At 44.2% G+C, this 15,666-nt stretch carries 12 protein-coding genes; 6 read left to right on the top strand and 6 right to left on the bottom strand.

Features of this window, described 5'->3' with window-relative positions; all coding sequences use genetic code 11:
* Positions 1-28: 28 nt before the first annotated feature.
* Positions 29-2,470, top strand: coding sequence for a ribonucleoside triphosphate reductase (locus tag ACHZBG_RS08735; RefSeq protein ID WP_320129069.1), 2,442 nt, complete (start codon positions 29-31; stop codon positions 2,468-2,470).
* Between the two features lie 96 nt (positions 2,471-2,566).
* Here the strand turns inward: ACHZBG_RS08735 and ACHZBG_RS08730 are convergent, their stop codons facing one another.
* Together ACHZBG_RS08730 and metK are read right to left on the bottom strand one after the other, a co-directional pair.
* A complete protein-coding gene (locus tag ACHZBG_RS08730) occupies positions 2,567-3,262 on the bottom strand; it encodes an anaerobic ribonucleoside-triphosphate reductase activating protein (protein WP_320129068.1) in 696 nt (231 codons plus the stop codon).
* 162 nt (positions 3,263-3,424) lie between these two features.
* A complete protein-coding gene (metK, locus tag ACHZBG_RS08725; RefSeq protein ID WP_320129067.1) occupies positions 3,425-4,573 on the bottom strand; it encodes a methionine adenosyltransferase in 1,149 nt (382 codons plus the stop codon).
* Positions 4,574-4,825: 252 nt separating this feature from the next.
* On the opposite strand from metK, the gene ACHZBG_RS08720 reads away from it, so the two are divergent.
* Together ACHZBG_RS08720 and ACHZBG_RS08715 are read left to right on the top strand one after the other, a co-directional pair.
* The gene (locus ACHZBG_RS08720) at positions 4,826-5,347 is read left to right on the top strand and encodes a helix-turn-helix domain-containing protein (protein ID WP_320129066.1); all 522 of its coding nucleotides are present in this window, start codon (positions 4,826-4,828) and stop codon (positions 5,345-5,347) included.
* A complete protein-coding gene (locus tag ACHZBG_RS08715) occupies positions 5,340-6,539 on the top strand; it encodes an MFS transporter (RefSeq protein WP_320129065.1) in 1,200 nt (399 codons plus the stop codon). Before ACHZBG_RS08720 ends, ACHZBG_RS08715 begins: the two co-directional genes overlap by 8 nt.
* On the opposite strand, the gene ACHZBG_RS08710 is transcribed toward ACHZBG_RS08715, so the two are convergent.
* Entirely contained in the window at positions 6,516-7,532 is a 1,017-nt protein-coding gene (locus ACHZBG_RS08710) for an adenosine kinase (RefSeq protein ID WP_320129064.1), read from the bottom strand. The genes ACHZBG_RS08715 and ACHZBG_RS08710 overlap by 24 nt on opposite strands.
* A 91-nt stretch (positions 7,533-7,623) precedes the next feature.
* Here ACHZBG_RS08710 and murA point away from each other — a divergent pair, with 91 nt between their 5' ends.
* Entirely contained in the window at positions 7,624-8,910 is a 1,287-nt protein-coding gene (murA, locus tag ACHZBG_RS08705; protein WP_320129063.1) for a UDP-N-acetylglucosamine 1-carboxyvinyltransferase, read from the top strand.
* Positions 8,911-9,330: 420 nt separating this feature from the next.
* Here murA and ACHZBG_RS08700 read toward each other — a convergent pair whose 3' ends face one another.
* The 3 genes from ACHZBG_RS08700 to ACHZBG_RS08690 all read right to left on the bottom strand — a co-directional run bounded on the left by ACHZBG_RS08700 (position 9,331) and on the right by ACHZBG_RS08690 (position 12,835).
* Positions 9,331-10,455 carry a sigma 54-interacting transcriptional regulator gene (locus tag ACHZBG_RS08700; protein WP_320129062.1) on the bottom strand — a complete coding sequence of 375 codons (1,125 nt, stop codon included), beginning with the start codon at positions 10,453-10,455 and terminating at the stop codon, positions 9,331-9,333.
* Positions 10,456-10,616: 161 nt separating this feature from the next.
* Positions 10,617-11,405: an RsmE family RNA methyltransferase gene (locus ACHZBG_RS08695; protein WP_320129061.1), complete on the bottom strand. Its 789-nt coding sequence runs from the start codon at positions 11,403-11,405 to the stop codon at positions 10,617-10,619.
* Positions 11,402-12,835 carry a S41 family peptidase gene (locus ACHZBG_RS08690; protein WP_320129060.1) on the bottom strand — a complete coding sequence of 478 codons (1,434 nt, stop codon included), beginning with the start codon at positions 12,833-12,835 and terminating at the stop codon, positions 11,402-11,404. Before ACHZBG_RS08690 ends, ACHZBG_RS08695 begins: the two co-directional genes overlap by 4 nt.
* A 14-nt stretch (positions 12,836-12,849) precedes the next feature.
* Between ACHZBG_RS08690 and lgt the strand changes: the two genes are divergently transcribed.
* A complete protein-coding gene (lgt, locus tag ACHZBG_RS08685) occupies positions 12,850-13,875 on the top strand; it encodes a prolipoprotein diacylglyceryl transferase (protein WP_320129059.1) in 1,026 nt (341 codons plus the stop codon).
* A gap of 15 nt (positions 13,876-13,890) precedes the next feature.
* Complete coding sequence (locus ACHZBG_RS08680; protein ID WP_320129058.1) at positions 13,891-15,663, top strand: aminopeptidase P family protein; 1,773 nt, start codon at positions 13,891-13,893, stop codon at positions 15,661-15,663.
* Positions 15,664-15,666: the final 3 nt, after the last annotated feature.

The raw sequence follows: 15,666 nt of genomic DNA, 5'->3' as shown, positions 1-15,666 counted from the left end.
GTCTGTATCCTGATGGCAGGAGGAACCCATGCTTACCAATGAAGCAAAGCAAAACGGGCAGGAAATTTTCTGCGATGGACAGAAAAATTCCCTGGCAAATTCAAACAGGAAAGTCAATCCAGTAATTCAGGACCAACAATGCGTATGTACCTATCAGGTAATCAAACGAGATGGTTCTGTTGTACCCTTTGATATTTCCAAGATTATCTTGGCCATAACCAAGGCCTTTGAGGCCCAGAAAAAGAAGTATACACGAAATATCATCGATTTTCTGGCATTAAAGGTTACCAGTGATTATGAGCCGAAAATAAAAAATCGGAAAATCGAGGTGGAAGAGATTCAGGATAGTGTCGAATTGGTTCTTATTCAGGCAGGATATGCCGACGTGGCAAAGAGCTATATCCTCTATCGAAAGCAACAGGAAAAAATCAGGACCATGGAGACGACGCTTCTGGATTACAAGGATACTGTAGACAAGTATCTGAAACTCAATGATTGGAGAGTAAAGGAAAATTCTACAGTCACCTATAGTGTTGGGGGCCTCATACTTTCCAACAGCGGTGCCATTACGGCCAACTATTGGCTTTCCGAGGTATATGGTCAGGAAATTGCCAATGCCCATAGGTATGCGGATATCCATATCCATGATCTTTCCATGCTTACCGGATATTGTGCCGGTTGGTCCCTCAAACAATTGATCCAGGAAGGGTTGGGTGGTGTCTCTGGCAAGATTACCAGTTCTCCAGCAAAACATTTATCTTCCTTGTGCAACCAAATGGTTAATTTCCTGGGAATATTGCAGAATGAATGGGCTGGCGCCCAGGCTTTTTCCTCGTTTGATACCTATCTTGCCCCGTTTGTCAAAGCCGATGACCTTTCATATCAAGAAACAAGGCAGTGCATTGAATCCTTTGTCTTTGGCGTCAATACACCATCTCGGTGGGGTACTCAGGCTCCTTTTTCCAATATTACCCTTGACTGGACTGTTCCCCCTGATTTGGCTGAATTACCGGCCCTTGTAGGTGGAGTGGAAATGCCTTTCAGGTATAAGGATTGCAAGAAAGAAATGGATATGATCAACAAGGCTTTCATTGAGACAATGATTGCCGGGGATAGCGAAGGACGTGGTTTCCAGTATCCCATTCCCACCTATTCCATCACCAAGGATTTTGATTGGTCAGAAACGGAAAACAATAAACTCTTGTTCGAAATGACGGCAAAATACGGAACTCCTTATTTTTCCAATTACATTAACAGCGATATGGAACCCAGCGATGTCCGTTCCATGTGTTGTCGACTTCGTTTGGACCTCAGGGAACTGAGGAAGAAATCAGGTGGCTTCTTTGGAAGTGGAGAATCGACAGGATCGGTTGGTGTCGTGACTATCAACCTGCCCAGGATTGCCTATCAGTCAGTTGATAAGAAGGATTTCTACAAACGTTTGGACTCGTTGATGGATATCAGTGCCAAATCATTGAAGATCAAGAGAACGGTCATTACCCAATTCCTTGAGGCAGGACTGTATCCGTACACAAAACGTTATCTTGGGACGTTCAAGAACCATTTTTCTACCATAGGTTTGATCGGGATGAACGAGGCCTGTCTCAATGCCCGATTCATTGGCAAGAATTTGGGCTCAAAAGAAGGTATTGTGTTTGCAAAAGAGGTATTGAACCATATGAGAGAGCGACTGGCCAATTACCAGGAACAATATGGGGATCTCTATAATCTTGAGGCAACTCCCGCAGAGTCGACTTCGTACAGGTTGGCCAAACATGACAAGCAGGATTTTCCTCTTATCAGGACAGCCTCAAAGGAGGGCAAAGAACCTTTTTATACCAATAGCTCCCATCTTCCAGTAGGGTATACTGACGATATATTCGAGGCTTTGGATGTTCAGGACCAGTTGCAGGTTCTCTATACCTCAGGTACCGTGTTCCATGCTTTTTTGGGAGAACGGCTCCCTTCTTGGCAAAGTGCAGCTGCCTTGGTTCATAAGATAGCCCAGAATTACAAGCTTCCCTATTATACCCTCAGTCCTATTTATTCGGTATGCAATGAGCATGGTTATCTTCCTGGCGAGGAGTATACCTGTCCGTATTGCCATCAGCCAACTGAAGTCTATAGCCGGATCACCGGGTATTATCGTCCTGTCAAGAACTGGAACGATGGCAAGGCTGAGGAGTACAAGGAACGAAAACTGTATGATGTTGTAAAAACCAAGACTGATAATGATGGACTGCTTTTATTTACCACCAAAAGTTGCCCCAATTGCCACCTTGCAAAGCGGTTTCTCTCGGAGGCAGGAATAAAGTATCGTGTCATCGATGCAGAAGAGGATCAAAAACTTGTGAAGAAATACCACATAATGCAGGCACCAACTCTTGTTATAGTGGGAAAAGGTGAAGCCAGGATAGTGACCAATGCCTCGAACATCAAGACCTATTGTGAGCAGGTCGCCTGCCTGTAAACAAGGAATAGGTATTGGTTTTCCACCTCAAGGGAGAGTTTTTTTCTTGAGGTGGAAAATTATGTGGTTTTATATGTATAAAAAGACAGGGCCCGGCTATATGCCGCGAAGTGATACTGCCGGTATTTCGGGTCTCAAGAGCTCTATCATCTCTTCCATGGAGCTTTTTTCGAAGGCGGTCATAACACCTTCGCCAATGAGGTTTCCTGAATCCTTGAAGGCTTGTAGGTAATAGGCTCTGCAGCCTGCAAGCCAGGAGCCAATTTTCTTGATATCCTCAAGTGTATGGTACTCCTTGACAACGGTAGTCCTGAATTCATAGGGAATCGTCTGGTTCATCAATAAAGATACACTCTGTTCAATAGGTTTCGTATCATAGTCTTGGATTCCTATGGTAGCTCCATAGTGTTCCCTGCTGTTTTTGATATCCATGGAAATATAGTCCAGCAGATGGTTGTCAAGCAAGCTTTTCAATTGTTTGGGAAAGCTCCCGTTCGTATCAAGTTTGACTTGAAATCCCAAGTCCCGTATATGGATGATGAAGGTTTCAAGATCTTTCTGTACCATTGGTTCCCCGCCAGTGATACAGACCCCGTCAAGGAGTCCCTGGCGATGGGAAAGGAAAGAAAAGAACTCCTTTTCTTCAATGACCGGTTCAGAATCATTTCCAAGGACAAGGCCTGCATTGTGACAATAAGGGCAACGAAAATTGCAACCGCCGAAGAAAACAGTACAGGCAACCTTACCGGGATAGTCGAGCAAGGTCATCTTTTGCAGACCCATTATATGCATTTTTTGCTCCTACTTGAGTGTAGCCCAGGAAGAAAAAAATGGAAAGGGTTTACAAAATATCTGATTTTTCTTATCGCAATGAAAAAAAGAATCCAACCACTGTACCAGTAAGTTCTTTTGTACAGGGTTGGATGCATTGTTGAAGATAGTAAGGAAGCCTATTTATCGTTTCAAGGCAATGGTTTTTTCCCAAGGCATTTCTTTTTTGCCAAAATGTCCATAATTGACGTTTTGACGATAAATTGGCCGTAAGAGGTCAAGAGTCCTGATGATGCCGTTCGGGGAAAGATCGAAATTTTTTCGTACCAACTGCTCAAGTTCCGTATCGTCAACAATTCCTGTCCCAAAGGTATCCACATAAATGGAAATAGGATAAGGAACCCCTATTGCATAGGAAAATTGTACTTCACAACGGTCACAGAGCTTGTTTGCCACTAAATTTCTGGCAACGAACCGAGCCATATAGGCTGCAGAGCGGTCCACTTTTGAAGGGTCTTTTCCGCTAAAGGCTCCACCACCATGTCTTCCCATTCCGCCATAGGTGTCGACGATGATTTTTCTTCCTGTCAGACCGGTATCCCCGGCAGGTCCCCCGATAACGAATCTTCCCGTCGGGTTGATCAGTATCTTGGTGTTTTCATCCAACATACCGGTAGGTTCCAATATTGGATGGATTACCTGTTTTGTCAAAAATTCGGAAAGTTCTTCCCTGGTCGTCGATGCAGCATGCTGGTGACTGATGACTACGGTATCGATACGAACGGGAACTCCATCCGTATAAACAACCGATACTTGGCTTTTTGCATCGGGGCGAAGGAAGGGTGCTGTTCCGGATTTTCTCAATTCGGTTGCTTTTTTCAACAATTCATGGGCCCACACGATAGGGGCAGGCATCAAGGACGGTGTTTCATTGCAGGCATACCCAAACATCATTCCCTGGTCCCCGGCACCTTGTTCGCCAAAGAGACTGCTGCTTGCAGTGACTCCCAAGGATATATCGGCAGATTGGGTCTTGGTCAGGTTGGTGACCTTCAGGGTCTTGTAATCAAAACCGATATCTTGTTCGGTATAGCCAATTTCCTTGACTACCTTACGAACAATGGAATCAATATCCAACTGTGCCTTGGTGGTGATTTCACCGCCGACGATAACTGTATCGGTGGTAACGAATACTTCACAAGCGACCCTGCTGTTTCTATCTTCGGCAAGACAGGCATCAAGTACCGCATCTGAAATCTGGTCGCTTACTTTGTCTGGATGTCCTTCACTTACTGATTCTGAAGTGAAGATATGAGAACCTTTCTCTAACATGAAACCCTTCCTTTAGGAACTGCGGAAGGGGGATATAAGGCGGAAATATACCGCGCTCCCCTTTTAGCAAGTTTCTTTATTGACGTCTGCAAGCCGGGAGGCTATCAAATCGACGTCATATTTATACTGATACTACCAAGTTATGATAATAATTGCAAGAAAACAGAAATATTTTTGGACATGCATGCAAGAAATGAAAAAAAGATAAAAGATACTTTACATAACAATAATTGTTATGTTATAAATATTGTTATGAAAATAATAAAACTCACTACCGATGAACAATTGAAAATCTATATGCAACCTTCCCGTCTGAAGATACTGCACTTGCTTTCGGTGAAAGGACCGATGACCCCAAAAATGGTTGCCGACGAACTCGAGATGACCAGTTCCAGTGCAAAGCACCATTTACTGAAACTCGTGGAGCTTGAAATTGTCGAAATTGACCACCAGGAAACCATACATGGGATTCTAGCCACCTATTACAAACCTGCAGCTGTCACTGTCAGCCTTGGGCTGGACAAGGGAGGGGAACGTGAGGTATTGGCACAGAATCTGTTGCGCGATATCCAGGATGGCTTTTTCAAGCAGGCAAGGGAACATGAATGGGATCCTGAACATTTTTCCGCCGATATGAGTACGGGAGTCATCCATCTCTCCCAAAAGGAAGCTGATGATCTGTATAAGCTCATCCGAAAGTATCTTTCTGTCCATGAAGAGAAAAAAGAGGGTACGCTACCGTTTGTCTATTCCTTGGTAGCTTATCATGGCTAGACGATATTCCTTGGTTTCGTATCTATCGGTTCTTTCCCTTGGGTATCTATCCACTGGGTTGTTGATACCAGCTATGGGACTCTTGCTTGATAGCAAGGGATACTCCCTGTTCTATCTTGGGGTGGCAATGTTTTGCTATTCAGGTACTGTGTTGGTCTTTGAAGTTCCCAGTGGTTTGTTCTGTGATGCCAAGGGAAGGCGGAACAGCTATGTATTCGGGTTGTTTTTTCTCTTGATCGGTACTCTTTGCCTATTCTCCCAGTCCCTGGCAATAGTCTTGTTGGGTTTTTCCCTCTCTGGTCTGGGAAGAGCCTTTGGAAGTGGGAGCCTTGATGCCTTGTTCATAGAGCACCATCTTTCGGCGAACCGAAAACTGGAAGACGTGATGGTTGCCCTGGACATTGCCAGCAGCCTGTTTTTGGCCTTGGGGTCTTTTCTGGGTGGTTTTCTTCTTGCAAGGGGAAAGACAGGCGTACATCTCTGTGATTTGCTTCTCAGTGTACGGTTTGTCCTGATTGCTCTCCATATTTGTCTTGTTTTCTTGTTGATCAGCAATGATACCATGCCAAGACAAAAGCGTATCGGATTGCATCAGCAAGCTACTTTGTTACTTGGTCAGATAAAAGAAAATCCATTTCTTGCTTATTTTGTTTTATATACCGGAATAGAAGGAATGTTATTGGCTTCCATGGAGAGTTACTGGCAACCTTTCTTGAAAGGGTTGCTTGCGGACCAAGATCAAATTTGGTTACTGGGATTTATTGGTGGTATGGTTTTTCTCGTGAGTATCGTAGGTTCCCTTATGGGAAAGGTCCTGTTGAAAGGAATCAAGGCTTCCTTTCTCTTTCTCCTATTCCTGTTGCTAGCCTTTGTAGGAGAGTTTTTTCTTGCACTTGCACATTCACCCCTTTTGTTCTGTATACTCTATGCAGGAATCTATCTTTTGCTCGGTATCGTATCGGTAGTTGGAGGGGTGCTTCTCAACAAGGCGTTGGATTCCTCGATCAGGTCCTCGGCCCTGAGTCTTAATTCCCTGTTTTTGCAAGTCGGCGGATTATTTGCGACCTTGGTTGCCCTTCCTGTCTTGAAATCAGGTTCCATAGTCATGTATTGGATCTTGGTTGCATCCTTTGGGTTCCTGGTTACCACCTTGCTGGGCAAACCTTTCTCAAAGGCTGCGCCACGATCCTGAGGAAAGCAGTTCACTGAGTATCTTCGCCTGGACTGGTGAGAACTGGGCTCCTCGCTGGGCAATGATTTCCCCGGCGAGGATGGAAGCTATCAGTGCAGAGTCCTCAATACCCAATTGGTGGCATTGACCATACAAGAAACCTGCGGCGTACACATCCCCGGCTCCCGTGGTATCTACGGGCGTAACCGGTCCCTTGACCGGAATGGCATGAATTACACCGTTATGGCAAATGAGGGAACCTTTCTTGCCGTTCTTCACGATGGCGGTTTCGCAGAGCTTGCCCATCGATCGGCAACATTCATACGGGTCATAATTGTCGAACAGTATTCTTGCCTCTTCCCTGTTTGCGAAGACGATGTCGCAATGTTCCTTGATCAACGTGAGAAAGGTTTCCCTGTAACGTCCTACGGCAAACGGATCGGCAATATCAAATGACACTTTTAAATTGTTCGTTTTTGCGACCGAGAGAGCTTTTCTTATGGAGCGCTGTTGGCACTCGGTATCCCACATATATCCTGTAAAATGAAAAAAATCAGCCTGTTGCAGCGTTTCTTCGTGTACATCCGATTCATCGAAGAGCCGGTTTGCTCCAAGATAGGTGTTCATGCTTCGTTCACTGTCAGGGGTTATGAGGATAACCGTGGAACCTGTAGGTTGCGTATCGGTTCTTACCAGCTCGTCTTTGACCTGCAATTCCTTGAGTTTCTCACAATAGATAGATCCATTTTCATCATTCCCGATCTTGCCCGCCAACGTAGTCTCGATTCCCAGCGAAGCGAGTGCAATGATTGTGTTGGGACAGGAACCACCACAGGAAAACGATATCTCCCTGGTTTTGCTAAACAAAAGGAGTTCTTGCATCCTCTCCTCACCGATCAGGGCCATCGTTCCCTTATGAATACCAAGATCAACGATATCTTGATCTTCAACACTGACGATTATATCTATGAGGGGGTTTCCGATGCCATAGACCCTTTTGTTTTGTTGCTTCATGTACATCCATGATATCACCCTTTTTGTATTCGTTTCAACAACGTCCTTGCTAATTCACAAGGGAGGAGGTACGATACCCAAGGAGGTCCAGATGGGTGCGTATTTGATCAAGGGCGGAAGACCTGCTTGTGGTGAAATAACAATCAGTGGTAATAAAAACTCTGCCTTGCCTTGTCTGGCTGCCACGTTACTTACCGATGACACCATCCGCCTATGCAATGTTCCTGACATCGAGGATGTACGGGTCATGTGCAAGCTTCTCAAAAGCCTTGGTTCCCTGATTGTCCCTGTCGATTCCCATACGCTGGATATCACCAGCGGAAGCCGTAAGGGTAACCTTGATACAAAACTGGTTGAGTCAGTGAGAGGATCCATTCTCTTGCTCGGGCCCTTGCTTGCCATATGCGGTGAAGCAAGACTTTCCCCTCCCGGAGGCGATGTCATCGGGTACAGAAGGCTGGATACCCATTTTCTTGGTTTTTCTTCCTTGGGTTCTACTTGTTCCATCGAGGAAGATGGTTCCCTGTATATTGGTTCGAAACGTTCCAGACTAAAGGGGAATACGATTTTTTTGGATGAATCCTCTGTCACTGCAACAGAAAATGTGCTCATGGCTGCATCTCTTGCTGAAGGGGAAAGCCTTGTATTGAATGCTGCAAGTGAACCTCATGTGCAGGATCTGTGCAATTTACTGAATTTGATGGGGTGTAAGGTCGAAGGAATTGGTTCGAATGTTTTGCGCATCAAGGGACAGAAAAAACTACATGGATGTACCTTTTCCCTGGGAAGCGATTTTATGGAAATCGGTTCGTTCATTGGTTTGGCCGGGGCTAGCAGAGGGGATATATTGCTCAAGGGTGTCCAATTGGAACACTTGAAGATGATACGTCTTGGTTTTCAACGTATCGGCCTTGATTTCAAAGTGGATGGCCCCTCTTCCATTCGTGTTCCCAAGAACCAAAAGCGTTTGCTTTACAAAGAGGTTGGGGGCCATACAGGAAAAGTGGATGATGCTCCTTGGCCAGGATTTCCCGCAGATCTCTTGAGTATCCTTACCGTCTGTGCCACACAAATGAAAGGTTCTATTCTTATACATGAAAAAATGTTTGAATCACGTATGTATTTTGTGGATTGGTTGATTCGTATGGGGGCAGACATTATTTTGTGTGATCCCCATCGGGCTGTGGTCAATGGACCTTCCCGTCTTCAAGGTGCCATCGTTACCAGTCCAGATGTACGGGCGGGAATGGCTTTGGTCATTGCTGCTACATGTGCCGAAGGGGAAACCAGAATCGAGAATATCTACCAGATTGAACGCGGCTACGAAAGGCTTTCAGAGAAACTTATAGCACTCGGTCTTGCTATTGAAAAGGTATGATAAGTAGTTGTTTTTACTAGAATTCCTATATAACCCAAAAAGGTTGTCCACAAGTTATCCACAAGCAAGCGTAGCTATTGTTGAATGCCCCTTTTTCTATACCTGGAGACTACTTCTTGGCTTGTTTATTTTGACTCTTATTTTGTTTTTGACAACTAATTCTTTTGTAAAGAATTAGTTAGTAATTACCGGAACAGATTTATAGTAATTTTTATATAATAATTATTTGGTTTCTTACTGTCTGAACAAGCTTGTAAGAAGTGGTTTATCATTCATCTATCAACAAGTTATCCACAAGGTATAAAACTATTTCTTGTTGAAGTAACTCTAGATAATACTGGATTTAAAAATGGTCTTGATATTGTATCCTGGAAGAGATGCTCATTTGTTGCATGTGGATAACCGGTGGACACAAAAAGACTAGGTAAAATCATCGTATGATAATTCCAAGGTCTCTTTTTTTCCGCATCTAATTCCTCCTCGTTTCAAGACAGAAAAAAGTTGTCGTACATTTCCTGGCCAGTTGTATAGTTCAAGAAGTGCGAGATCTTCCTTCGATAGATGCTTTCCTGGCAGATGCTTGTTTATGTAAAAAGTCGAGAGTTGCGCAATATCTTCTTTGTGTTCCCGCAAAGGGGGAAGTCCTATGGTAGTATCGGTGATCCTGTAAAAAAAATCTTTTCTGATATGGTTGGTTTCCATCAATTCATTGAGGTTTTTATTTGATGCGGTGATCAAACGGAAAGAAGAATGACGGATCCTTGGATCGCCCAATCTTCTGTATTGGCCGGTCTCCAGGAGCCTGAGCATATTTGCCTGAGAAGAAAGAGAGAGGTTTTCGATTTCATCGAGAAACAGACTTGAACCGTTGGCTTCTCCTACAAGTCCCTCGACTTCTGTTTTTCCATCGGTAAAAGCTCCTTTGGCATGTCCGAAAAAAATAGACTCTGCCAGGGAACCTTCAAGGAGGGAACAGTTGATGCTGATTATATTTCTTTTAGGATGTTTTGCATGGTGAACCGAATTTGCAGCAATCTCTTTTCCTGTTCCTGTCTCCCCAAACAAATGGATCGAGCATTCTGATTTGGAATAGAGAGCCAATTTTTCACGAACATTTTGCATGCATTTACTGTTTCCGATAAGACGGCTCTGGAAATCGAGTATCTCTTCACCAACTGTTTGGTATTCAAGTGGATTTGCTGAATTAAATGAACAGAAAAATTCTTCATAGTCCAAATTTGCCTTGTATATTACCTCAAGGGGAAAATCGACAGAAGGAAGTGAAGGGGAGCCATGATCCTTATCAATGAATAGATAGGTTTTTATCGAAGTACCGTTTTCTTGGAGTTTATTCAGAATCTCAAGCTGATTGGAAGTTCCTAGTTTTTCATCAAGAATAATGCAATCGTTGTTGTCATAGGCTTTTTGCTCTGCAAGTTTGATCAATTTGGATGGCATGCTAAAATCTTTTAAAAATTCCGCTGAAAAATGATGTTTGAACTTTTCCTTGAATCTCCAGTCGGTTGAAAGGATAAGTAATGACATGTTCGGTCTCCTAAAAAAAAGATAGTCAGTCCTTTTTATATAATGAAGTCGAGGTGTTTTTTTGTAGTTTTTTCCCTAATGCTAATTATTTTAGGTAGATTGAAACTAAGACACCACTATATCAAAGAGAGGTGTCACAGTTTACTTTTGCAGAGTTGAGGTTATTTTTCTGTTAATAAAACTTGAATGGCAGAAATAGCATAGATAGCAGCGCTTTCTGCTCTGAGAATATTGGTTTTCAATAAAACAGGCTTGAATTCAGAGGTTTCAAGAAAGGTGCATTCTTCATCACTGAAACCTCCTTCCGAACCTATCAAGATGGCAATGGGTTCTTCCATCGGTAGGTCCTTAAGTAAACCATACAGACTTTTTTGGTCAGGGATTTCACTTTGATGGAAAAATAGGCCAAGGCCTTTTTTATTCCAATGCCCAGGAACCTCTGTAAGCTTGAGAACTCTTTCATTGAGGTGGGTGGCAATAGGAGAACCACTTTGTTGAATTGCTTCCTTGATTTGTGACTCCAACCTTTCAGTTCTCAGCGATACTGTCTTTTCGCTTTTATTTGAAAAGTCACTGACACAATAGGTACTTTGCACCAAGACGATTTCCTCCACTCCTATTTCCGTGGCTTGGCGAACGATTTGTTCGATTTTTTTCCCCTTGCAAAGGCATTGGTAAAGGAAGATCCTGGGGAAGGGGCCTGCATAGGAAGGCATGGTATCGGTGGCAACCTTTGCTTTTCCCTGTTCTGCCTGGCTGCAGGATAGCGTGCAAGAATCCCTGCCGATAGAATCCATTTTCAAATCCCAAATTCTTCCCTGGTTGTCAATCCCTGCGAAACTCTGGTCTTGCTTGATACGCAAGACCCTGGTGAGGTATTGGCTTTCCTTTCCTGATAAGGTAATGCGGGATTGTCCTAAAAAGGAAGGCCCCAGAAGATATTGCCTCATTTACCGGTCCTGAGGAATTCAACACCGCGTTTGAGTTGGGTATCGAATACCATATCTCCCAAAGGACGTGTGTCGTAAGGAATTTTTGCATAATATTCATTTCGCATGAGGATGGAGAGAATATCGGTATCTATCCCTAAATCCTTGTTTTCCTGGGCAAATAACTTGATATTCTCTGTCGTCGGCTCTGGATGATCTTTTTCAAAACTCTGGATGACTTTATCTTTCATCAATTTTTCATAGGCTGGAATTTGGTCATCCTTGAGTTTGATATCCTCTGATATGATGTCCGGTTCAATTCCCACTCCGTGGATATTCACATTGTTTGGTGTGTAATAATGGGCAGTGGTAATCTGTGCAAAGCCCTCTCCAAATTTAAATACGTCCTGGACAATACCCTTGCCGAAGGTTTTTGTCCCGATGAGGGTAGCCCGCTTGTTGTCATGCAAGGCTGCTGCGAAGATTTCCGCTGATGATGCGGAGCCTCCATTGGTCAATATTACTATTGGTATGTCCTCGGGGAAACTCATGGTTCCCGTGGAAACATATCGTTGGTCATTCTTTGTTCCTTTTCTCCCTTGAATGGTCACCAAGGTCTTTCCGGATGGCAAGAAGATATTTGCAGCTTGCAAGGCTCCGTCAACAGCTCCGCCTGGATTGTTGCGTTCATCAATGATGAGCCCTTTGATATCTTGTTTTGCTAGTTCCGCTACCTTTTTTTGTAGTTGTGTCCCTGTTTGGGGTGAATATTCCGATAGAATTACGTATCCGAGGTCGCCATCCAGAATTTCTGATTCAACTGTCGGTGTCGTTATTTTTTCACGTTTCAGGGTAATGTCAAAGGAAGCCCCGTTTCTATAGACAGTGATGGTGACCTCTGTATTTGGTTCACCCCTGAGTTTTATGCTAGCCTCATTGCTGGTAAGGTCATCAACCTTTTCACCGTTGATGTGGCTTATCAAATCTCCTGCTATCAACCCCGCTCTTTGGGCTGGGGAACCAGGGAAGGGAGAGATGATGGTGATCATATAGGAGGAAGGATCCTTGGGGTCTTTCAATTCAGGGGCCGGTTTATTGAGGTAGGTGCCTATGCCCCCGTATATTCCCGTATTTTCTTCCTGATAGTTCTTGGCTTCCTCTGGTGGTACGTAAAATGAATAACGATCGTCCAGGGATGCAATCATTGCTGAGGCAAGACTTTGAAAAACTTTCTGTTTGTCGACATCCTCATAATAAATGCTGTCGACATAGCGGTAAAGGCGTTCTATCGATTGTAAATCCGTGGAAATCTGATCAGCGCTACTGGATTTTTGGGTGGTAGTGGCCGCCGATGCCACTGTTTGTTCCATGGTCCCGGTCGAGAAAGCCGGGAGTGCGGTAAGTATCAGCATGAACGTGAGACAGAATCTCAGTATAGGATTTTTTTTCATGCTTATAAATATACATGAATATCAGAAATGTGGCTACTCTTTGCAGTATTGACCACGTGGGTATTGCACATTACACTTGCCCCATGACCTTCTTTATCAATTTTCCCAGTTGGATTTCACCGGAAATCATTCCCGGTTTACCGTTTCGGTGGTATGGCTTGATGTATGTGGTCGCTTTTTCCATTACCTATTTTTTAATTGTTTTACAGGCAAGAAAAAAAGAAATCGACCTTGAAGGAGACAAGCCCTTGGACCTTGTGCTTTACTGCATTATTGGTCTTGTGCTGGGTGCCAGGCTCTTTTCCGTATTGATCTATGACGGGACTTGGTATTATTGGACGCACCCCTGGAAAATTTTCTGGCCTTTCGAGAATGGGAGTTTTGTCGGATTGCCTGGCATGAGCTACCATGGTGGACTGGTCGGGGCCATAGTGGGAGCTTGGTTCTTCAAACGAAAGAATCACATGAATTTTATGAATATTGCCGATACAATCTGTTATGCGGCCCCTCTTGGCTATACCTTTGGGAGACTGGGGAATTTCATCAACGGGGAGTTGTTCGGAAGAGTCTCTTCAAAAAGCTGGGCAATGATTTTCCCCAATGCTTCTCGATTCTCTACGGATTATTCCTGGGTAAGGCAATTTGCCGATTCTCTTTCAATTCCCTATACCCAAGGACAATTGCTCAATTTGCCCAGACATCCGTCTCAATTATATGAAGCCCTTTTCGAAGGGTTTGTCTTGTTTTTGTTTCTTTGGTTCGTAATACGTCCCAAAAGAGAAAAACAGCCCTATGGGTTTGGTTTTAGTGTATATCTCATGGGCTATGGACTTGTTCGATTTGTTTTGGAGTACTTCAGGGCTCCTGATGAAAATATAGGGTATGTGCTTGCCCTTGGCAGGAAACACGATACGATTGCACTTTTTCAATCATTTTTTAATTTTTCCATGGGACAGGTGTTCTGTCTTGCAATGGTGCTTTTTGGACTGGGGCTTTTGCTTTTCTTGAAAAGAAAGGGAAAAAGACCTGGCACTCGATAAATTAAGGAGAGTGGAATGCAAACAATAGATGAAAGGGTCCAGGCTCTACGGACCATCATGAAGCGCGAAGGTTTGGATGGATGGATAATAAATGGTACGGATCCTCATCAAAGCGAATACGTTTGTCCCCGTTGGAGAACCCGTGCCTGGATAAGTGGTTTTACAGGAAGCGCTGGGACCGTGGTGATTACACAGGATCAAGCTTTGCTTTGGGTTGACTCACGGTATTTCATCCAAGGTGCCAAACAGATAGAGCATAGTTGCTATACCTTGATGAAGCTCGATACCCCTGATGTTCTGGATCCCATTACCTGGATTTCAAAGTCCATGCCAAAAAACAGCAAGATAGGTATCGATCAGTCCACCTTGATGGTTTCTGTACGGGAAAAAATGGAAAAGGATTTTTCAGGGAACAAGATTACATTGGTAGCCACCCCCGATTATCTTGATGAGATATGGGATGATCGTCCAGCAGTTCCAAATACTGCCTTGATCCAGTTGGCTGATGATGTAGCAGGATATTCCCGGTTGCAGAAAATGACCATGGTCAGGTTGGCGATGGTGCAAAAAAGTTGTAACTATACGCTTCTTTCCTCTCTTGATGACATAGCCTGGCTTACAAACCTCAGGGGCAATGATGTTGCCTATAATCCTGTATTTCTCTCCTACCTGCTTGTAGGAACCGACAAGGCCTGGCTTTTTACGGAACCTGCACGTTTTTCCAGTGAGCTTCTAGCTGTGGTGGGCGAAGAACTGGAAATTGTTCCCTATGAGAAAGCTTCAAAAACGATTGCTTCCGTCATTGGGGAGAAGGATACCGTATATATCAACCCCGATAAAACCAACCTCATGGTTTTTGAAGCCCTGAAAAAGGCAAAGACAGTAACTGGCAGGGATTTTTCCACTGACTTGAAAGCCTGCAAGAATGAGACTGAATTGGAAGGCATGAGAAGGTCCCATCTGCTTGACGGGATTGCCCTTGTCAATTTCCTTTCTCGTCTCGATACCAAGGCCCCTACGTATGATGAGCAGGCAATTTCCGACAGGCTTCTTGAACAGCGGTTGCGCAACAAGGAATGTCTGGGCGAATCCTTCGGCCCGATCTCCGGGTTTGGGGAACATGGTGCGATGTGTCACTACAGTGCAACCAAGGAGAGCTCCTCTGCGATCAACAAGAGTGGCTTGTTGGTTCTCGATACTGGTGGAATGTATGAATTCGGGATGACCGATGTTACCAGGACCATTTTATTCGGAGAGGCAACAGAGGAACAAAAACATGATTACACCTTGGTCTTGAAAGGAAATCTTGCCCTTGGGGCAGCCCGTTTCCCCCAGGGAACCTGTGGTTATCAGCTTGATATTCTTGCCAGGCAGTTCTTGTGGCAGAATGGCATGACTTTTTTCCATGGCACCGGGCATGGGGTTGGCTTTAGGTTGAATGTCCATGAAGGTCCCCAGGTTATCAACACCAAACCCATAGATGTTCCCTTGAAGCCCGGAATGGTCATCAGTGACGAGCCGGGGGTATACAAGGAAGGTCGTCATGGTATCAGGATCGAGAATCTTGTTGCCGTCAAACAGGACGTGAAGACAGAATTCGGGCAGTTCTATAGTTTTGAAGTCTTGACGCTCTGTCCGTTTGAACGCAAGTTGATAGATAAGGGCTTGTTGACTGACCAGGAAGTTTTGTTGGTGGATACCTATCACCAATGGGTTTATGACGAACTGAAAGATCTGGTTGATCCTGAAGCCCTGCAGTATCTAGAGGCTGCTACCCGACCTTTATAAGGT

Source organism: uncultured Sphaerochaeta sp. (assembly GCF_963676625.2).
GTDB lineage: Bacteria > Spirochaetota > Spirochaetia > Sphaerochaetales > Sphaerochaetaceae > Sphaerochaeta.
Note: the sequence above shows the minus strand (reverse complement) of the source record. Positions and strands in the feature narration are given on the sequence as shown.

Bases quoted from the DNA above. Each gene is read 5' to 3' on its own strand.
- ACHZBG_RS08735 (WP_320129069.1), top strand. From the start codon at position 29: ATGCTTACCAATGAAGCAAAGCAAAACGGGCAGGAAATTTTCTGCGAT.
- ACHZBG_RS08730 (WP_320129068.1), bottom strand. From the start codon at position 3,262: ATGCATATAATGGGTCTGCAAAAGATGACCTTGCTCGACTATCCCGGT.
- metK (WP_320129067.1), bottom strand. From the start codon at position 4,573: ATGTTAGAGAAAGGTTCTCATATCTTCACTTCAGAATCAGTAAGTGAA.
- ACHZBG_RS08720 (WP_320129066.1), top strand. From the start codon at position 4,826: ATGAAAATAATAAAACTCACTACCGATGAACAATTGAAAATCTATATG.
- ACHZBG_RS08715 (WP_320129065.1), top strand. From the start codon at position 5,340: ATGGCTAGACGATATTCCTTGGTTTCGTATCTATCGGTTCTTTCCCTT.
- ACHZBG_RS08710 (WP_320129064.1), bottom strand. From the start codon at position 7,532: ATGAAGCAACAAAACAAAAGGGTCTATGGCATCGGAAACCCCCTCATA.
- murA (WP_320129063.1), top strand. From the start codon at position 7,624: ATGGGTGCGTATTTGATCAAGGGCGGAAGACCTGCTTGTGGTGAAATA.
- ACHZBG_RS08700 (WP_320129062.1), bottom strand. From the start codon at position 10,455: ATGTCATTACTTATCCTTTCAACCGACTGGAGATTCAAGGAAAAGTTC.
- ACHZBG_RS08695 (WP_320129061.1), bottom strand. From the start codon at position 11,405: ATGAGGCAATATCTTCTGGGGCCTTCCTTTTTAGGACAATCCCGCATT.
- ACHZBG_RS08690 (WP_320129060.1), bottom strand. From the start codon at position 12,835: ATGAAAAAAAATCCTATACTGAGATTCTGTCTCACGTTCATGCTGATA.
- lgt (WP_320129059.1), top strand. From the start codon at position 12,850: ATGAATATCAGAAATGTGGCTACTCTTTGCAGTATTGACCACGTGGGT.
- ACHZBG_RS08680 (WP_320129058.1), top strand. From the start codon at position 13,891: ATGCAAACAATAGATGAAAGGGTCCAGGCTCTACGGACCATCATGAAG.